Annotated in this window: 17 protein-coding genes and 1 tRNA gene; 13 read left to right on the forward strand and 5 right to left on the reverse strand. The window is 72.3% G+C overall.

Features of this window, described 5'->3' with window-relative positions:
• The first annotated feature begins 105 nt into the window (after positions 1-105).
• Positions 106-1,389, forward strand: coding sequence for a serine/threonine-protein kinase (locus NOSIN_RS02060; protein WP_227014635.1), 1,284 nt, complete (start codon positions 106-108; stop codon positions 1,387-1,389).
• A 142-nt stretch (positions 1,390-1,531) separates the two neighbouring features.
• On the opposite strand, the gene NOSIN_RS02065 is transcribed toward NOSIN_RS02060, so the two are convergent.
• A tRNA-Leu gene (locus tag NOSIN_RS02065) sits at positions 1,532-1,606 on the reverse strand.
• A 111-nt stretch (positions 1,607-1,717) separates the two neighbouring features.
• Positions 1,718-2,200 (reverse strand): thioredoxin-dependent thiol peroxidase, encoded by a 483-nt coding sequence (bcp, locus tag NOSIN_RS02070; protein WP_077689111.1) that lies wholly within the window; start codon positions 2,198-2,200, stop codon positions 1,718-1,720.
• Positions 2,201-2,517: 317 nt separating this feature from the next.
• Between bcp and NOSIN_RS02075 the strand changes: the two genes are divergently transcribed.
• Together NOSIN_RS02075 and NOSIN_RS02080 are read left to right on the forward strand one after the other, a co-directional pair.
• Complete coding sequence (locus NOSIN_RS02075; protein WP_077689112.1) at positions 2,518-3,639, forward strand: CDP-alcohol phosphatidyltransferase family protein; 1,122 nt, start codon at positions 2,518-2,520, stop codon at positions 3,637-3,639.
• A gap of 16 nt (positions 3,640-3,655) precedes the next feature.
• Positions 3,656-4,051, forward strand: coding sequence for a DUF3618 domain-containing protein (locus tag NOSIN_RS02080; RefSeq protein ID WP_077689113.1), 396 nt, complete (start codon positions 3,656-3,658; stop codon positions 4,049-4,051).
• 251 nt (positions 4,052-4,302) lie between these two features.
• Here NOSIN_RS02080 and NOSIN_RS02085 read toward each other — a convergent pair whose 3' ends face one another.
• Positions 4,303-5,529: an alanine racemase gene (locus NOSIN_RS02085; RefSeq protein ID WP_077689114.1), complete on the reverse strand. Its 1,227-nt coding sequence runs from the start codon at positions 5,527-5,529 to the stop codon at positions 4,303-4,305.
• 192 nt (positions 5,530-5,721) lie between these two features.
• Here NOSIN_RS02085 and purU point away from each other — a divergent pair, with 192 nt between their 5' ends.
• The 7 genes from purU (at position 5,722) to amaP (ending at position 9,567) form a co-directional block, all read left to right on the forward strand.
• Positions 5,722-6,603, forward strand: coding sequence for a formyltetrahydrofolate deformylase (gene purU, locus NOSIN_RS02090; protein WP_077689115.1), 882 nt, complete (start codon positions 5,722-5,724; stop codon positions 6,601-6,603).
• A 377-nt stretch (positions 6,604-6,980) separates the two neighbouring features.
• Positions 6,981-7,451, forward strand: a complete 471-nt coding sequence (locus NOSIN_RS02095) for an Asp23/Gls24 family envelope stress response protein (protein ID WP_077689116.1) — start codon at positions 6,981-6,983, stop codon at positions 7,449-7,451.
• A 2-nt stretch (positions 7,452-7,453) separates the two neighbouring features.
• The gene (locus NOSIN_RS02100; RefSeq protein WP_077689117.1) at positions 7,454-7,771 is read left to right on the forward strand and encodes an Asp23/Gls24 family envelope stress response protein; all 318 of its coding nucleotides are present in this window, start codon (positions 7,454-7,456) and stop codon (positions 7,769-7,771) included.
• A 37-nt stretch (positions 7,772-7,808) separates the two neighbouring features.
• Positions 7,809-7,982: a hypothetical protein gene (locus tag NOSIN_RS27080; protein WP_170293649.1), complete on the forward strand. Its 174-nt coding sequence runs from the start codon at positions 7,809-7,811 to the stop codon at positions 7,980-7,982.
• A gap of 1 nt (position 7,983) precedes the next feature.
• Positions 7,984-8,367: an Asp23/Gls24 family envelope stress response protein gene (locus NOSIN_RS02105; protein WP_218908754.1), complete on the forward strand. Its 384-nt coding sequence runs from the start codon at positions 7,984-7,986 to the stop codon at positions 8,365-8,367.
• A 1-nt stretch (position 8,368) separates the two neighbouring features.
• Entirely contained in the window at positions 8,369-8,974 is a 606-nt protein-coding gene (locus NOSIN_RS02110; protein WP_077689118.1) for a DUF6286 domain-containing protein, read from the forward strand.
• Positions 8,975-8,976: 2 nt separating this feature from the next.
• Positions 8,977-9,567, forward strand: coding sequence for an alkaline shock response membrane anchor protein AmaP (gene amaP / locus NOSIN_RS02115; RefSeq protein WP_077689119.1), 591 nt, complete (start codon positions 8,977-8,979; stop codon positions 9,565-9,567).
• Between the two features lie 5 nt (positions 9,568-9,572).
• Here the strand turns inward: amaP and NOSIN_RS02120 are convergent, their stop codons facing one another.
• A complete protein-coding gene (locus NOSIN_RS02120) occupies positions 9,573-10,829 on the reverse strand; it encodes a metal-dependent hydrolase family protein (protein WP_077689120.1) in 1,257 nt (418 codons plus the stop codon).
• 134 nt (positions 10,830-10,963) lie between these two features.
• On the opposite strand from NOSIN_RS02120, the gene NOSIN_RS02125 reads away from it, so the two are divergent.
• The 3 genes from NOSIN_RS02125 to NOSIN_RS02135 all read left to right on the forward strand — a co-directional run bounded on the left by NOSIN_RS02125 (position 10,964) and on the right by NOSIN_RS02135 (position 14,109).
• Positions 10,964-11,797, forward strand: coding sequence for a MurR/RpiR family transcriptional regulator (locus NOSIN_RS02125; RefSeq protein WP_077689121.1), 834 nt, complete (start codon positions 10,964-10,966; stop codon positions 11,795-11,797).
• Positions 11,798-11,980: 183 nt separating this feature from the next.
• The gene (locus tag NOSIN_RS02130; RefSeq protein WP_077689122.1) at positions 11,981-13,411 is read left to right on the forward strand and encodes a sodium:solute symporter family protein; all 1,431 of its coding nucleotides are present in this window, start codon (positions 11,981-11,983) and stop codon (positions 13,409-13,411) included.
• Between the two features lie 227 nt (positions 13,412-13,638).
• Positions 13,639-14,109, forward strand: a complete 471-nt coding sequence (locus tag NOSIN_RS02135) for a hypothetical protein (RefSeq protein ID WP_077689123.1) — start codon at positions 13,639-13,641, stop codon at positions 14,107-14,109.
• Here the strand turns inward: NOSIN_RS02135 and NOSIN_RS02140 are convergent.
• Positions 14,096-15,508: an L-serine ammonia-lyase gene (locus NOSIN_RS02140; RefSeq protein WP_077689124.1), complete on the reverse strand. Its 1,413-nt coding sequence runs from the start codon at positions 15,506-15,508 to the stop codon at positions 14,096-14,098. The two genes, NOSIN_RS02135 and NOSIN_RS02140, sit on opposite strands and share 14 nt — an antisense overlap.
• Between the last annotated feature and the right edge of the window lie 7 nt (positions 15,509-15,515).

The following is a 15,515-nucleotide window of genomic DNA, read 5'->3' on the forward strand; positions in this document are numbered from 1 at the left end:
AACCACCAGCATGGAACCGGCGTCCTGCTGGTATAACGAGTGATCCGTGCACCTACGTGGTGACAGCGACCGCAATGCTCCGCAGGAGGCCACCATGGCCGGTGAATGGACCCGTGGATAACCGTGTCCTCCCTAGACAACCCCCACACACAGCGACCCGAGGCGTCGCGCTCCTCCGCACGTCTGGAGACGGCCGGCGTGGCCGACTCCGGACCTGAGGGACGCCTGCTCAAGGGGCGCTACCAGTTGGTGTCGGAGATCGCCCGGGGCGGTGTCGGCACCGTCTGGCGTGCCACCGACCTGGTCATCGACCGCGAGGTGGCCGTCAAGGAACTGCGCCTGCCCGCGGATCTGAGCCGCTCCGAGCGCGAGTCGCTGTTGCAGCGCACCACGCGCGAGGCCCGCGTCGCCGGACGCCTGACCCACCCCAGCCTCGTCACCGTCCTGGACGTCGTGGACGAGGACGACCGCCCGTGGATCGTCATGGAGCTGGTGGAGGCCTCCACCCTGGAGGAGCTCATCCAGGTGGGCGGCCCGCTGCCCTACCAGCGTGTGGCCGAGGTCGGCCTACAGCTCATCGACGCCCTCAAGGTCGCGCACGGCGAGGGCATCGTGCACCGCGACGTCAAGCCCGAGAACGTGATGATCAGCCACACCGGACGGGTGGTGCTGACCGACTTCGGGCTGGCCGCCTGGAACGGCGAGTCGGCGCTGAGCTCCTCGGGCCGCATCATCGGCTCCCCGGCCTACATCCCGCCGGAGCGGGCCAAGGCGGGGCCGGTGGGGCCGGAGTCGGACCTGTGGTCCCTGGGCGCCACCCTGTACGCGGCGGTGGAGGGACATCCGCCCTACGACCGCAAGGGCTACATCAAGATCCTGCGCCAGGAACAGCTGGACGAGCCCGCCGAGGCCGCCAACGCGGGCCCGCTGGCCCCGGTGCTGGCCGGACTGCTCAGGGTCGAGCCGTCGGAGCGCCTGACCGCCGAGAACGCCACCAAGATGCTGCGGATCGCGGCGCTGGCCCCGTGGGCGCCCGAGACGAGCCCGGAGACGGCCGCCAAGGGCACGGCCCGGCCCGCCGAGCCCCGTCCCGAGGGCGAGCACGAGGATGAGGACGACGACGAGGAGGACAGCCCCGAGTCGGCCCGTGAGCACTTCAGGGCGGGCGGGCGCGTGCTGGCCGACTCCATCAACGAGCGGCTGCGCAACAGTCCCGAGGCGATGAACTCGATCATGACGTCCATCCGCGAGTCCACGGACACGCTGGGGCTGACCAGTTCGGGCAGGCACGCGGAGAAGAGCCGGATGCCGGTGGTCGCCGTCAGCGCGGTCGTCCTCGGCGTGGTGCTGCTGCTGGCCGTCATGCTGTGGGCGCTGCTGATCCGCTAGGGCGTGTGTGGTGGATGCCGCTGGGGCGTCGCGCAGCAGGGTGAGTACTCGCCGTACATGCCCTAGGGGAGGCCGGGCCACAGGGAGAAGTCGGAAAGGCCCGCGGCCGGGGCGTGACTCCCCGGGCAGCGGGCCTGGCTCGTAGGGCCGGCGGGATTCGAACCCGCACTGTACAGCACCTAAAGCTGCCGTCTCCTGCCGGTTGGACTACGGCCCCCTGAGGTCAACTGTACCGGTGCCCGGACCAGGCCCGGCCGCCAGGGCGTGCTCGCCGAGCACGCCCCGGGGCCGCTCGCCCCGCTCGGCCGGGCCGTGTCCGGCGCGTGTGTCAGAGGCCGAGTTCCTTCTTGACGCGGTCGACGTGGCCGGTGGCCTTCACGTTGTAGAAGGCCTTCTCCACCTTGCCGTCGGTGCCCACGACGACCGTGGAGCGGATGACGCCCTGGACGACGCGGCCGTAGTTCTTCTTCTCCCCGTAGGCGCCGTAGGCGCGCAGGGTGTCCTTGTCCGGGTCGCCGAGCAGGGTGAAGGTCAGACCCTCCTTGTCCCGGAACCTGGCGAGCTTGTCGCTGCCGTCCGGGGAGACGCCCAGCACGGTGAACCCGGCGGAGTCGAACTCGCGCAGGTTGTCGCGGAAGTCGCAGGCCTCCGTGGTGCACCCGGGGGTCATGGCCGCGGGGTAGAAGTACAGGACGACGCGTTTGCCGGTGGAGGCCAGCACCTCGCTGAGGGTGACGGGCTTGCCGTCGGCGTCGTCGAGGGTGAAGTCGGGCGCCTGGTCGCCGGGCTCCAGACGGATCGGATCGCTCACGTGGTGTTCCCCTCTGCTCGCTGGCGGGGCGGATACGGCCCCGCCGACTCTCGTCCTCACCCTAGCGAGCGGCGCCCCGTGGATTGACGCTTCGTGGGTTGTGCCAGGCTGGGGGTACGGTCTTCGGTTGCGATTCCGGTTCGGTTCGTCCGCATCGGGAGTGACCAGCGGTGCGATCACCTATTGTTGACGCACTTGGCCTTTCGGTCGGTCCCCGGCGGCGCCCGCCGCGCGCACCGGGACTCCGCGCCGTCGGCGGTGCCCCGAGCCCGCCGGACCGGAACACATCCGCTTCGCTGTGGGGAGTATTGGCGACGATGCCCGCATTCACACTCGACGAGGTCAGGGCGCGAACCCTCAAGGAGCGAGACTCCTGGTGGACGGTCTACCTCGTGGACCCGGTCGCGGTCCGGCTCGTTCGCCTCCTGGCCAACCGGACCTCGGTCACGCCCAACCAGCTGACGGTGGTCGCGCTGTTCCTGGGTCTCGGAGCGGCCGTCTGCTTCTCCCTGGGCTACCGCCAGTTCCTCGCCCTGGGCGCGCTGCTGTACTTCCTGGGCTTCCTCGTGGACTGCGTGGACGGCAAGCTGGCCCGGCTCACCGGCTCCGAGTCGCTGTTCGGGGCGTGGATGGACTACGTCTCCGACCGGTTCCGGGTGCTGGTGTGCGTGGTCGCCCTCATGGGCGGACAGTACGTGGTGGCCGCGGACCGCTCGGAGGACGGCGGGCCTGTGTGGTTCGTGTGGCTGGCCCTGGCCGTGGTCTTCCTGGACATGCTGCGCTACCTCAACGAGCTCCAGGTCTACAAGGTGCGCAGGGAGATGCGCTCGCACCTGGCCGCCGCCCTGGAGCGCGCCCGCGCGACCCTGTCGATGCTGGAGCCGGAGGAGGACGACACCGGCTCCGCCACCGGCGCGGGCGGTCGCACGATGAGCGACGGCGGCGAGCAGGCGGTGCTGCGGCACGGCATCGGCGTGCTGGAGCAGATCCTGCGCAGCCAGAACGAGCGCGAGGCGCGCAACCAGCGCACGGCGGGCAAGCAGCCCGACCTCACCCTGCCCAAGGTGGACCTGCACAAGGAGTTCCGGGACCGCTTCCCCTGGTACCAGCGGTTCTGGGCCTCCCTCAACGACCAGCGCGTGCGCACCCACCTGATCGGCGGCATCGAGTTCCAGATGACGGTGTTCGTCATCGCCCCGCTGGCGGTCGCGGTCTTCGCGGTTCCGTCCCTGATCGGGTGGATCACCGCAGTGGCGGGCGTTTTGCTCCTCGCCTTCGAGATCGCCATCATCTATAAACTGTGGTTGTCCACGCGGGACTTCTTCCGCGTGGTCGACGGAATCGACAGCGCGCTGAGGTTCTCCGGCCCGTCCGACGGCGCGGAGGAGAAGAGTCGGGACACCGACTCGGGTACGGGATCCCAGACGAGCCTGCGCTAGTGGAGAGAGGCACCCTATGACGGGACGCGACACCGGACCGCGCCAGACCCCGGCGGATATCGAGGCGGAGATCAACCGTGAGCAGCGGAGGCTCGCCGAGACCCTGGACCAGTTGAGCGTGCAGGCCCGACCCGCCAACATCGCCCGGAGGCAGGTGGAGAGGGCCCGCGAGCGCGGTGCCCGGATCGTCGACGAGGCGCGTGCCCTGGTGGTCGGCGGCGGAGCGGTACGGGTGGAGAGTCGCCCCGTGGAGCCCGAGGAGGGCAGCATCGTCGTCAAGGGTGACAACGAGGTCGTCACCACCTACCAGTCACGAGGACAGCTCCCCCCGGAGGCCGTGATCCTCGCGGTCACCGTCGGCGCGGTCGTGGCCGCCGGAGTGGTGGCCTGGGCCGTGCGCCGCAGGAGGTAGTGCCCACGGCAGACGACGAGGGAGGGGCCCGCGCGATGTGCGCGGGCCCCTCCCTCGGTTTCGGGGCCCCTGGCGCGGCCTGCGCGGTGGCCTCGCAAGGCGAGGAAGGAGCGCCCCTGCTGTGCCTGCCTCGCGAGCTCGGCAGTGTCGCACGGCGGGGTCCCTCCTGGTTCGGCTGTCGACTGATGAGAACGCGGCGAGGGTGCCGCCGGGGCGTCGCGCAGCAGGGTGAGTATCCCGCCGTACACGCCCTAGAGGAAGGTCCGTCCCTCGCCCCGGTAGGTGGGGACGGCGCCCTCGTACTCGCCGGTGTCGGAGTCGACCAGGTGCAGCACGTCGAAGCGCTCGCACAGCTCTCCGGCCTTGGCGTGGCGCATCCACACCCGGTCGCCGACCGACAGGCCGTCGGCGGCGGCTCCGAGCAGGGGCGTCTGCACCTCGCCCGCGCCCTCGGTGGAGCTGTGGGACAGCCCGGCGGGCATGTGGGGGAGCGGGGCACGGTGGGCGTCGACCGGTCCGGAGGCCGGGTAGCCGCCGCCGAGGGCGGTGGCCACACCGGGGGCGGGGCGCCGTACCACGGGAAGCGCGAACAGGGCGGCGGGGCGGCCGTCGAAGGACCGGTAGTGGTCGAACAGGTGCGGGTGGTAGAGCCCCGAGCCCGCCGCCAGCTCGGTCACGGCCCTCTCCCTGCCGGTGGTGTGCAGGCTGCCGGTGCCGCCGCCGTTGACGAAGCGCAGGTCGGCGACGGCGCGGACGGCGCGCACGATCGCGGCCCTGCGCCGGGCCAGCTCCAGGGCGGACCGGCGCTGGACGGCGCGCAGGAGGCGGCCGTAGAGGGGCCTGCCGGGAGGGGCGTCGCCCACCCCGGCGATCTGGCCCTCGTAGGCCATGATCCCGTCCAGTTCCAGCTCGGGGCGGGCCACGACGGCGCGGGCGAGCGCGGCGGCCTGGGCGGGGGTGCGCACGGGGGAGCGGTAGGTGCCCACGCGCGTGCGCGGGCCCAGCGGCTGCCAACTGGTGTCGATGTCCAGGCACACCCGCACCGGTGGCGCGTCGGGGCCGCGGGAGCCGGCGGCCCGGGCGACGGCGGCGCCGACCAGGTCCAGATGGGCGGTGTCGTCCACCATCAGGGTGATGGAGCGGGCGGCGCCGGGGTCGCGGACGAGCTGGTCCAGGGCCCGCCGGTCGACGGTGGGGTAGGCCACGAGGACGTCGTCGCTCACCGGGTGGTCCCCGGTGGCCAGCCACAGCGCCTCGGGCAGGGTGAAGGCCATGATCCCCGCGTAGCCGGGCAGGGAGAGGACGGTGCGCAGCAGCTCGCGGCTGCGCACCGACTTGCTGGCGACCCGGACGGGCTTTCCGTGGGCGCGGCGGGTGAGCGCGGCCGCGTTGGCGCGGAAGGCGGCCAGGTCGACCATGGCGAAAGGGGCGTCCAGCCCGTGGGTGGCGGCCTCGTACGTCTCGCGCAGGCTTGTCATGCCCTGAGAATGCCAGAACATGAATGTTTTTCATATTCCCCCGGAGGGAGGAACGCCCTCCGGAGCGCCCCTGTGCCGCCCTCCCACGCGCCCGCCGGGCGGCACGGGGCGGGCGCCCCGCGGCTTCGCGGGGGCCGATATCCTGGGGCGTCACGGCTGATCAGCCGTCCGACCCCGGGAGTGGTTCTTTCCATGAGTGAGCGTGAGTACGTCCTGACCCTTTCGTGCCCCGACAGCCGGGGCATCGTCGCCGCTGTGGCCAACCTGCTGTCCGACCACGGTTGCAACATCACCGAGAGTCAGCAGTACGGCGACCACTACACGGCGCGCTTCTTCCTGCGGATGCAGTTCGTGGCCGAGCGGGGGCCCGACGGCGTGGTGGGGGAGGACGTCCTGCGCGGGGCCTTCGCGGCGCTGGCGAGCGGCTTCGGCGGCGGTGACTCGTTCGTGGAGTGGACCCTCGCGCCCCGCGACGTGCGCCCGCGCGTGATCGTGATGGTGTCCAAGTTCGGCCACTGCCTCAACGACCTGCTCTACCGCCAGCGCAGCGGCCTGCTGGACGTGGACATCGCCGCCGTGATCTCCAACCATCCGGACCTGGAGTTCCTCGCCGACTCCTACGGTGTGGACTTCCACCACCTGCCGGTCAGCGCCGGGACCAAGCACGAGCAGGAGGCGCGGCTGCTGGAGCTGGTCGACTCCTACGACGTGGACCTGGTCGTCCTGGCCCGCTACATGCAGGTGCTCTCCGAGCAGTTGTGCGCCAAGATGTCCGGCCGGATCATCAACATCCACCACTCCTTCCTGCCCAGCTTCAAGGGTGCCCGCCCCTACCACCAGGCCCACACACGCGGTGTGAAGCTGATCGGCGCGACCGCCCACTACGTCACGGCCGACCTCGACGAGGGCCCGATCATCGAGCAGGAGGTGTCCCGGGTGGACCACACGCACAGCCCGGAGCAGCTCACGGCGATCGGCCGGGACCTGGAGTCGGTGGCGCTGGCGCGCGCGGTCAACTGGCACGCGCAGCGCCGTGTCCTGCTCAATGGGGACAAGACGGTCATCTTCGGCTGACCGCGGCCGCGGGTCCGCCCGCGGAAAGTGGTTTTCGGACAGAGAGGGGCGCCTTCGGGCGCCCCTTGCGTTTTCTCGTTCCAGACGGTTCCACACACTTCTTCGGGGCATGAATGGGAGTGCCGGTGCCCATTCTGACCAGCAAAACATTACTGTAGGTACCTTGTTGACTACACACTGTGCGTATATGGTGTGATCAGTGAGAAACCTTCCGGCCGTTGGGGTGGCGGGGGGTTTCGGTCCGACACCTGGGGGAGTGCCTTCCGGGTGCGGGGCACGGACATGGGCGGAAAGCGCGCCGACGGGGGCGGGGGCGCCCCCGAAAGCCGGGGCCGCGATCGCGGACCGCACACTGCGTAGGGGGACCAGTGACGGAGATGAAGTCCGAGACCAAGGTGCCGGGAGCCCGTGAGGCGGGCCGGACGGGCCGGGGCGACTCCTCGCGCGAGGAGGGCGGGCACACACAGATCGCGGACGGGGTGGTCGCCAAGATCGCCGGGATGGCCGCGCGCGAGATCGGTGGAGTCCACGCCATGGGAGGCGGGACCGCACGTGCCGTCGGCGCCGTCAGGGACGTCGTGACAAGGGGAAGCGACAGCGGTTCGGTGACGCGGGGCGTCTCGGTCGAGGTGGGCGAGCGCCAGGCCGCCGTCGACATCGACCTGGTCGTCGAGTACGGCGCCGCCATCCAGGACCTGGCCGCGGCCGTGCGGCGCAACGTCACCACGGCGGTGGAGCGCATGACCGGCCTGGAGGTCACCGAGATCAACATCAGGGTGGACGACATCCACCTGCCCGACGAGGACGGCGGCGAGGAGGACGGCGGATCCTCGCCCCGGGTCCAGTAGCTGTGGGCGCCGGTGAGGATCCGGGCGAGGTGGCCCGGCGACTGGTCCGGGAGGCCGAGGGCCTCCCGGACGTGGTGGGGCTCTCGTCCGGAGGATTCGGGACGCTGGCCACGCCCGTCCCCGGTGGGCGGATCCGCGGGGTGGCGGTGCGCGCCGACGACGTCGAGGTCGGTGTCGTGGTCCGCTTCGGCAGGCCCCTGCCGGAGATCGCCGCCGAGGTGCGCCGGACCCTGGCCCCGCTCGCCGGAGGCCGGACCGTCCACATCTCCGTGGAGGACGTGGTCGCGGGCCTGGGGGAGGACACCCGCGCGGGTGGTTGAGGAAGAAGCACCAGAGGCTGGACAAGAGGGGGAAGCCATGTGGCCCATCGTCGGGCTGTCCTACGGGACGGTGCTGGGGCTCGCCGCCGCGTTCGGCGGGTTCGTTGCCTTCGCGCTGGTCCTGATCCTGGGTCTGGCGGGGTACGTCGCCGGCCGGGCGGTGGCGGGCGAGATCGACCTCACCGCGGTGTTCGCGCGGCGTTCCGCCTGACATGCGCAGAGCGGACGTGGCCGGAACAGGGACCGGCACGGTACCCCGGCAGAGGAACTATCCGGACGACGCCCCGGGCGGCGCGCGCGGCGGGTACGGCCGCGACCCGGGCGGCCGTACCGTCATCGAGCACGACGTGGTCGAGAAGGTCGCGGCGCAGGCGGTCCGGGAGGTCCCCGGGGCGCTGCTGGTCCGTTCGCGCACGGCGCGCGCCCGGATCAGCGGTGACATCGTCCTGCTGCGGCTGAGGGTGGGCGTCCACTACCCGCGCTCCGCCCGCGAGGTCGCCGCGCGGACGCGGGGGCACGTCAGGCAGAGGGTCGAGCGGATCACCGGTAAGCAGGTCCGCCACATCGACATCGAGATCGCGGAGTTGGTGCGCTGACATGACCACTGTGGAAGAGGTGCTCGGACGTCCCGACCAGGGCGTCGACCCCCGGGCCAGGCGGGTGGCCGTCCACACGTTCCGCCCGCGGCGGTCCTGGCCCGCGGTGATCACGAGCCTCGTGATCCTCGTCGTGGCCGTCGTGGCCGCCGCCGAGGTGATCTCGGCGCTGGCGGGCAGCCCGCTGCGGCTGGTCCCGGTCGACGCCGCCGCCGGATACGCCTCGACCGCGACCTGGTCGACGCCGTCGGTGCAGATCGCCTCGGCCGTCCTGGCCCTGATCGGACTGGCCCTGATCGTGGCCGCCCTGACCCCCGGGCAGGGGCGCTGGACGGCGCTGCGCACCGACGACCCCGCCCTGGTGGTGGGACTGACCCGGCCCGCGCTGCGCCGAGCGGTGAGCGCCGCGGCCGAGGACGTCAGCGGGGTCGACGACGCGCACGTGACGGTGCGCGGCAACAGGATCAGGGTGCACGTGCGCACCGGGATGCGCGAGTCGGAGGATCTGCCCCTCAAGGTGACCGCGGCCGTGGAGCGGCGGCTGGAGGAACTGGCGCCGCTGCGCAGCATGCGGATCGCCACCCACGTGCGGTACGCGGAGGGGTGACCATGACTGGTGACAGGTCGCGCAGATCGGCACGGGGGAACCGGTGGGGGCTGGCGGTCGTCGGTGTGGTGCTGCTCGCCGCCGGACTGGCGTCGCTGGCCGCCGGACTCGGCCTGTTCGGCCGGGGCCTGGCCGACAGCGCGCTGCTCGGCCCCCCGGTCCGGGAGGTGCTCGGCCAGCAGTGGGTGCCCTACGTGGTGGTCGCGGCGGCCGTCGTCGCGGCCTTCCTGGCCCTGCGCTGGCTGATGGCCCAGGGGTTCAACGACACCGTGGGGCGCCTGGTCCTGGAACGCGGCGACGAGGGCCGGGTGGAGATGTCCGAGAGCGTGGCGCGCGGTGCCCTGGAGGAGGAGGTCGCCGACTACCCGGGGGTGCGCCGTGTCCACGCGCGGCTGACCGAGTCCACCGACGCCCCGCACCTGCGGTTGGCGCTGACCCTGGACGCCGACGCGGACGTGGCCGGGGTGTGGCGGCGGGTGCGCTCGGAGGCGCTGGCGAACCTGCGGCGGGCGCTCGACCTGGAGCAGGTGCCCACGGTCGTGCGGATGTCGATGACGGCGCCGGCCAAGAACCCCCGGCGCATCCTGGCCTGACGGGGTCAGCGCGCCTCGTCGCGCTCGTGGCGCACCCGGCCGTCGCGCAGGACGGTGCGCACACTCGTCTCCGGGGACGCGAGCACCGCGATGTCGGCGAGCGGGTCGCCGTCGACCACCACGAGATCCGCGCGCGCACCGTCGCGCAGGGTGCCGACGGTCCCCTCCAGCCCCAGGAGCCGGGCGGCGTTGACGGTGGCGGCGCGCAGGACGTCTGCGGCGGGCTGGACCCGGCCGCGGATGGCGAACTCCTCGCTCTGGTGGTCCTGCATCCCGCCGAGCAGGTCGCTGCCGAAGACCAGGTTCACCCCGGCGTCGTGGGCCAGCCGCAGGGCGTCCAGGCCGCTGCTGAGTACGGCGTCGACCTTGTCCTGACCGGCCAGCGGAAGGCCGTTGCGGGCCCCCTGCCGGGACAGTTCCTGGTAGGTGACCAGGGTGGGCACCAGGTAGGCGTCGTGCTCCAGGAACAGTTCGACGCTGCTCTCGTCGATGAGGTTGCCGTGCTCGATGCAGCGCACGCCGAGCCGGAGCCCCCGGTTGACGGCGCGGGCCGTGTAGGCGTGGCCGGTGACGTAGCGGTTGGCCGCCTCGGCCTCCTCCACCACGGCCCGGATCTCGTCCTCGGAGGACTGGGTGGAGTCGATGCGGTCGGTGGGGGAGGCCACCCCGCCCGAGAGCATGATCTTGAGGTGGTGGGCGCCGGTGCGCAGTTGTTCGCGGGCCGCGCGGCGAAACTCCACGGGCCCGTCGCAGACGATGCCCGCCCCGGGGCAGCAGGCGTGGGTGTCGTTGCCCTGGCGGCCCGGGGCCCGGAAGTCGCCGTGGCCGCCGGTCTGTGACAGGGCCTTGCCGCCGAACATGAGCCGGGGGCCGTCGACGAGCCCCTCGTCGACGGCCCTGGCCAGTCCCCAGTCCCCTCCGGCGACGTCGCGGACGGTGGTGAAACCGCGCCTGAGCATGGAGTTGAGGGAGCGGGCCGCGTAGCTGGCGACGTAGGAGGGGGAGTGGTCCATCGCGGCGCCGAGGTCGGCGCTGAAGGCCGTCGGGTGCACGTGGGCGTCGATGAGGCCCGGCATGAGGGTGGCCCCCGCCAGGTCGACGACCTCGACCCCGCCACCGGTCCCGGGGGCCGGTCCCCGCCCGCTGCCCGCGATGAGTCCGTCCTCCACCAGGAGCCAGGAGTCCGGCGTCCGGGTGCCTGCCTCGGGGTCGAGCAGCCCGGCTCCGGTGAAGAGGACCGAGGGGTGGGACTGGCGGGTCATGAGTACCTCCGGTGGAACGGGTCGGCGTGTGGGCCACGCCCTTTATGCAATATATGTTGCATCAACTCCGGGCGCGGCCCCGGGGGTGGTATCGCTTGGGGAGGCGCGCGTCGGGGCGCCGGGACGGAGGGGTGATGGCGGACTGGATCGAGGCCGCGCTCGGCGGCGGGCGCCTCGGCCGTGCGGCCGAGCGCGTGGTCGGGGTGCTGCGGGACGAGCCGAAGTTCGCCTCCTACGCGAGCACCGCCGAGCTCGCCGAGCGGGCGGACGTCAACGTCGCCACGGTGGTACGGGCCGCGCAGGCCCTCGGGTACACCGGTTGGCCCGCGCTCCGCGTCGAACTGCGCTCGCGCTACCTGGCCTCGCTGAACGCGGGCGAGGTCCTGGCCGAGCACGCCGGTGCCGACGCCGACCCGGTGCGCGCGGCGTTTCGCGCGGACCGGGAGGGGCTGCGCGCCCTGGAGCTGACCCTCGACCCCGGCAGGGTGAGCGCCCTGGCGGAGGCGATCCACGGGGCGCGCAGGACGCGGGTGGTGGGATCGGGGACCTTCGCGGCGCCGGGTCTGCAACTCGCGCACGCCGCGGGGATCATGGGCTACGACGTGGAGCGGGTCGACGTCGGGGGGACGGCCCTGGTCAACGCGCTGGCGCGGATGGGGCCGCGGGACCTGCTGCTGGCGTGCGACCTGTGGCGGCTGCCCGTCGCGCTGCGGGCGGCGGCGGAGGTGGCCCGCGACAGGGGCGTGCCGGTGGCGGTCATCACCGACAGGAGGGACTCCCCGCTTGCGGACGGGGCCGAGCACGTGCTCCTGGTCCCCAGCGAGGGTGTGGGCATGTTCCCCTCCCTCACCCCGACCACGGCGGTCGTCCACGCGGTACTGGCCGAACTGGCCCGGATCGGCGGGGAGGCGGTGCTGGAGGCGGTGCGCGGCACCGAGCGCCTGTGGGAGCAGTCCGAGCTCTTCTGAGCGGGGGCCGGGCGCGTGGCCTGCGGCGACGGGAGGCGCCGACGCACTGTGATCAGGGTCACGTAAGGTGCAATAAGTGTTGCATTTCACGGGTGGCGGCTGCTTTCATGGCCCGATCGGACCACCGCCGGTGGTTGACCCCTCCCGTCCACATCCCCTGATCCGAACCTCGCAAGGTGGCCCATGCAGACGACCCATCTGGTGATCCTCGCCGTGTACATCCTGGCGATGATCGGGATCGCCCTCTACTTCATGCGTTCCGGCAGGCTCCGCGGCGGCGACGACTTCCTCTTCGCGGGGCGCAGCCTTCCCCGCCCGGTCATGATCGCCACCATGCTCGTCACCTGGGTGGGCTCGGGCACCATCATCGGCGGTGCCAACTTCGCCTACACCTACGGCCCCACGGCCGGCCTCGTCTTCTTCGCGGGAACGCCGCTGGGCATCCTGGTCCTGCTCCTGGCGGCCCGGCGCATCCGGAGGGCGTCGCGGCACACCATCCCCGAGCTGCTGGAGGTGCGCTTCGGGATCGGTGTGCGCACCGTCGCCGCCGTGGTCACCGCCGTCGCCTACCTGGGGCTGACGGCGTCCCAGTTCGTCGGCGGCGGATACGTCGTCAGCCTGGTCACCCCGCTGACCGCCACCCAGGGGACCGTGCTCGTCGCCGTGGTCGTGACACTGCTGACGGTCAGCGGCGGCCTGTTCTCGGTCGCCTACACCGACTTCTTCTCGGCCATCCTCATCGTGCTCGGCCTGTTCGTGTCGCTGCCGCTGGTGTTCGCCGCGGTCGGCGGACCGACCGCCTACTGGGAGGGGCTCCCGGAACAGGCGACCACCTTCACCGGCGGCCTGACCGCCCTCCAGCTCCTCGGCTACTTCCTGCCGCTCTTCCTCCTCCTGCTCGCCGACCAGAACATGTACCAGCGCCTGGCCGCGGCCAGGGACGAGCGGGAGGCCCGCTTCTCCACCCTCGGCATGCTGGTGGGCAGCTTCTTCGTCTTCGTCCCCGTCGTGCTGCTCGCCACCGCCGCCGCGGTCCTGATGCCCGGCATCAACGGCGACATGGCGATCCTCAGCCTGGCCTCGGAGGGGTACATGCCCGCGGTGCTGGGAGGCCTGATCCTGGCCGGAGCGGTCGCCTTCGTCATCACGACGGGTTCCTCGTACATGCTCTCGGCGGCCTCCAACATCGCCTACGACCTGTACGCGCGGTTCACGGGCGACCGGGCGGACGAGCGCCGCAAGCTGGTGGTCCAGCGCCTGTCGGTGCTGGGCATCGCGGTCCTGGGATTCGCGCTCGGCCTGTTCTTCCCGACCGTGCTGGAGCTACAGATGTACTCCTACACGGTCTACGGTGCGGCGATCACCCCGGTCGTCCTGTCGGTGCTGTTCTGGAGGCGCGCGACCACCGCGGGCGCGGTCGCGGCCCTGGTGGCCGGCGCCGCCACCACCATCGGCTGGCAGGTCGCCGGGACACCGGGCGGCCTCAACGCGGTCGTCGTCGCCCTGCCCGCCGCACTCGTGGCCCTGGTCGTGGCCAGCCTGGCCACCGGGGCGCCCGACCCCGACCGGGTGGCCGCGGTCGGCGGTGCGGACACCGCCGGCACGAACCCCTGACCGGAGCCGGGCCGGCCCGCTGGCCCGGCCCGCTCTCCCCGACACGGCGCCACGCCTTCTCCGGGTCCCGGCACCGCTCTCCCACGTCCCGGACACGGGAGGGCGTGGCCGGTTCCGGTCACCCGCGTCCGCGTCCGCGGGCTTCCTCCCAGGTCGGCCGCCGCCTCGGCGGGGGGCCGCGCAACGGTCCCCCGCCGACCGCCGTAGCCGTGTGGAACAGTCGGCACATGGGTGAGAGCCGGTGCGTACACGACCTTCTCCCCAGGCAGTGCGGGCTCTGCCGCCCCGCTCCCAGCGGACTGGCGGAACGCGTCACGGTCACACCGGGCGGGACGGTGTTCCACGGGACGGCCCGGTGCGAAGCCCTGGTCGAGAGGCAGCGGAAGGCCCTGCGCCTGGGGCTCGAAGCGCACGACCCCCGGGTGGTGCCCCTGGCACAGGTCCTGCACGACCGGCCGCCGTGCGTCCACTGCTTCCCCGACTACGCCCCCGAGGGCACCAGGCTGTGCTGGATCCGCCGGGACGGCGTCTGGTACAAGGGGCTGCTCAAACGCTGGTCGGGGCGCGACGCGGCGAACCTCTGGGAGGCGGACGTCGCGTACGTGGCCGACCTCGCACTCCTCGACGTCGTCGCGGACCAGCGGTCCCTGCTTCCCCGCGAACCGGGGCAGGAGGCTCCCCCGCTCAGCACTCGATGACGTTGACGGCCAGGCCGCCGCGGCTCGTCTCCTTGTACTTGTCCATCATGTCGCGGCCGGTGTCGCGCATGGTGCGGATGACCTTGTCCAGGGACACGAAGTGGCTGCCGTCGCCGCGCAGCGCGATGCGCGCGGCGCTGATCGCCTTGACCGAGGCCAGCGCGTTGCGCTCGATGCACGGCACCTGCACCAGGCCGCCGATCGGGTCGCAGGTCAGCCCCAGGTTGTGCTCCATGGCGATCTCCGCGGCGTTCTCCACCTGGGCGGGGGTGCCGCCCAGCACCTCGGCCAGCCCGGCGGCGGCCATCGAGGACGCCGATCCCACCTCGCCCTGGCAGCCGACCTCGGCGCCCGAGATCGACGCGTTCTGCTTGAACAGCAGGCCGATCGCGGCGGCGGTGAGCATGAACCGCACCACCCCGTCGTCCCCGGCGCCAGGGCTGAAGTGCATGTAGTAGTGCAGCACCGCCGGGACGATCCCCGCCGCTCCGTTGGTCGGCGCCGTCACCACCCGGCCGCCCGCGGCGTTCTCCTCGTTGACCGCCAGCGCGTACAGCGTGATCCAGTCGCTGCCCCGCATCGGGTCCGGGTCGGCGGTGGTGGGGGCCAGCAGCCCCGCCTCGTCGCAGACCCCGCCCAGTTGCCGGTACAGCCGGTGCGCGCGGCGCGGCACCTTCAGCCCGCCCGGCAGGCTGCCCTCGGTCATGACCCCGCGGCGCACACACTGGCGCATCGCGGTCCAGATGGTGAGCAGTTCCGCGCGGATCTCCGCGGCCGTCCGGCCGAAGGCCTGTTCGTTGGCGAGCATCACCGCGCTGATCGACATCCCCGTCTCGGCGCAGATCCCCAGCAGTTCCTCGGCGCTGTCGAAGGGGTGGGGCAGCACGGTGTCGTCCGGTTTGATGCGGTCCGCGCCCGCGGCACGCTCGTCCACGACGAATCCGCCGCCCACCGAGTAGTAGATCCTCGCGGTCAGCTCGGCCCCGTAGGGGTCCACCGCCACGAACCGCATCCCGTTCGGGTGGTCGGGCAGGCTCTCCTTGCGCCGGAAGTCCACGTCCACGGCCGGGTCGAAGGACACGGGGGGCCCGTCGGGCCCGCCCAGGTACAGGGTCCGCTCCTCGCGCACCCGCCCGACCAGGCCGGGGACCGAGTCCACGTCCACGTGCTCGGGGGTGTGTCCCATGAGTCCCAGGACCACGGCCGTGTCGCTTCCGTGCCCCCTGCCGGTGAGTGCCAGGGATCCGTACAGCTCGGCCCGCACCCGGGCCACGCCGTCGATTAGGCCGTCCCCGCGCAGTCCGTCCACGAACGTGCGCGCGGCCTTCATCGGCCCGACCGTGTGCGAGCTGGAGGGGCCGATACCGATTTTGAAAAGGTCGAACACGCTGATGGCCATGGCTGTC

The sequence above is a fragment of the Nocardiopsis sinuspersici genome, from assembly GCF_001998325.1.
In the GTDB taxonomy this organism is placed as follows: Bacteria; Actinomycetota; Actinomycetes; order Streptosporangiales; family Streptosporangiaceae; genus Nocardiopsis; species Nocardiopsis sinuspersici.

Coding starts and splice junctions, on each gene's coding strand:
- NOSIN_RS02060 (WP_227014635.1), top strand. CDS start 106: ATGGACCCGTGGATAACCGTGTCCTCCCTAGACAACCCCCACACACAG.
- NOSIN_RS02075 (WP_077689112.1), top strand. CDS start 2,518: ATGCCCGCATTCACACTCGACGAGGTCAGGGCGCGAACCCTCAAGGAG.
- NOSIN_RS02080 (WP_077689113.1), top strand. CDS start 3,656: ATGACGGGACGCGACACCGGACCGCGCCAGACCCCGGCGGATATCGAG.
- NOSIN_RS02085 (WP_077689114.1), bottom strand. CDS start 5,529: ATGACAAGCCTGCGCGAGACGTACGAGGCCGCCACCCACGGGCTGGAC.
- purU (WP_077689115.1), top strand. CDS start 5,722: ATGAGTGAGCGTGAGTACGTCCTGACCCTTTCGTGCCCCGACAGCCGG.
- NOSIN_RS02095 (WP_077689116.1), top strand. CDS start 6,981: ATGAAGTCCGAGACCAAGGTGCCGGGAGCCCGTGAGGCGGGCCGGACG.
- NOSIN_RS27080 (WP_170293649.1), top strand. CDS start 7,809: ATGTGGCCCATCGTCGGGCTGTCCTACGGGACGGTGCTGGGGCTCGCC.
- NOSIN_RS02105 (WP_218908754.1), top strand. CDS start 7,984: ATGCGCAGAGCGGACGTGGCCGGAACAGGGACCGGCACGGTACCCCGG.
- NOSIN_RS02110 (WP_077689118.1), top strand. CDS start 8,369: ATGACCACTGTGGAAGAGGTGCTCGGACGTCCCGACCAGGGCGTCGAC.
- amaP (WP_077689119.1), top strand. CDS start 8,977: ATGACTGGTGACAGGTCGCGCAGATCGGCACGGGGGAACCGGTGGGGG.
- NOSIN_RS02120 (WP_077689120.1), bottom strand. CDS start 10,829: ATGACCCGCCAGTCCCACCCCTCGGTCCTCTTCACCGGAGCCGGGCTG.
- NOSIN_RS02125 (WP_077689121.1), top strand. CDS start 10,964: ATGGCGGACTGGATCGAGGCCGCGCTCGGCGGCGGGCGCCTCGGCCGT.
- NOSIN_RS02130 (WP_077689122.1), top strand. CDS start 11,981: ATGCAGACGACCCATCTGGTGATCCTCGCCGTGTACATCCTGGCGATG.
- NOSIN_RS02135 (WP_077689123.1), top strand. CDS start 13,639: ATGGGTGAGAGCCGGTGCGTACACGACCTTCTCCCCAGGCAGTGCGGG.
- NOSIN_RS02140 (WP_077689124.1), bottom strand. CDS start 15,508: ATGGCCATCAGCGTGTTCGACCTTTTCAAAATCGGTATCGGCCCCTCC.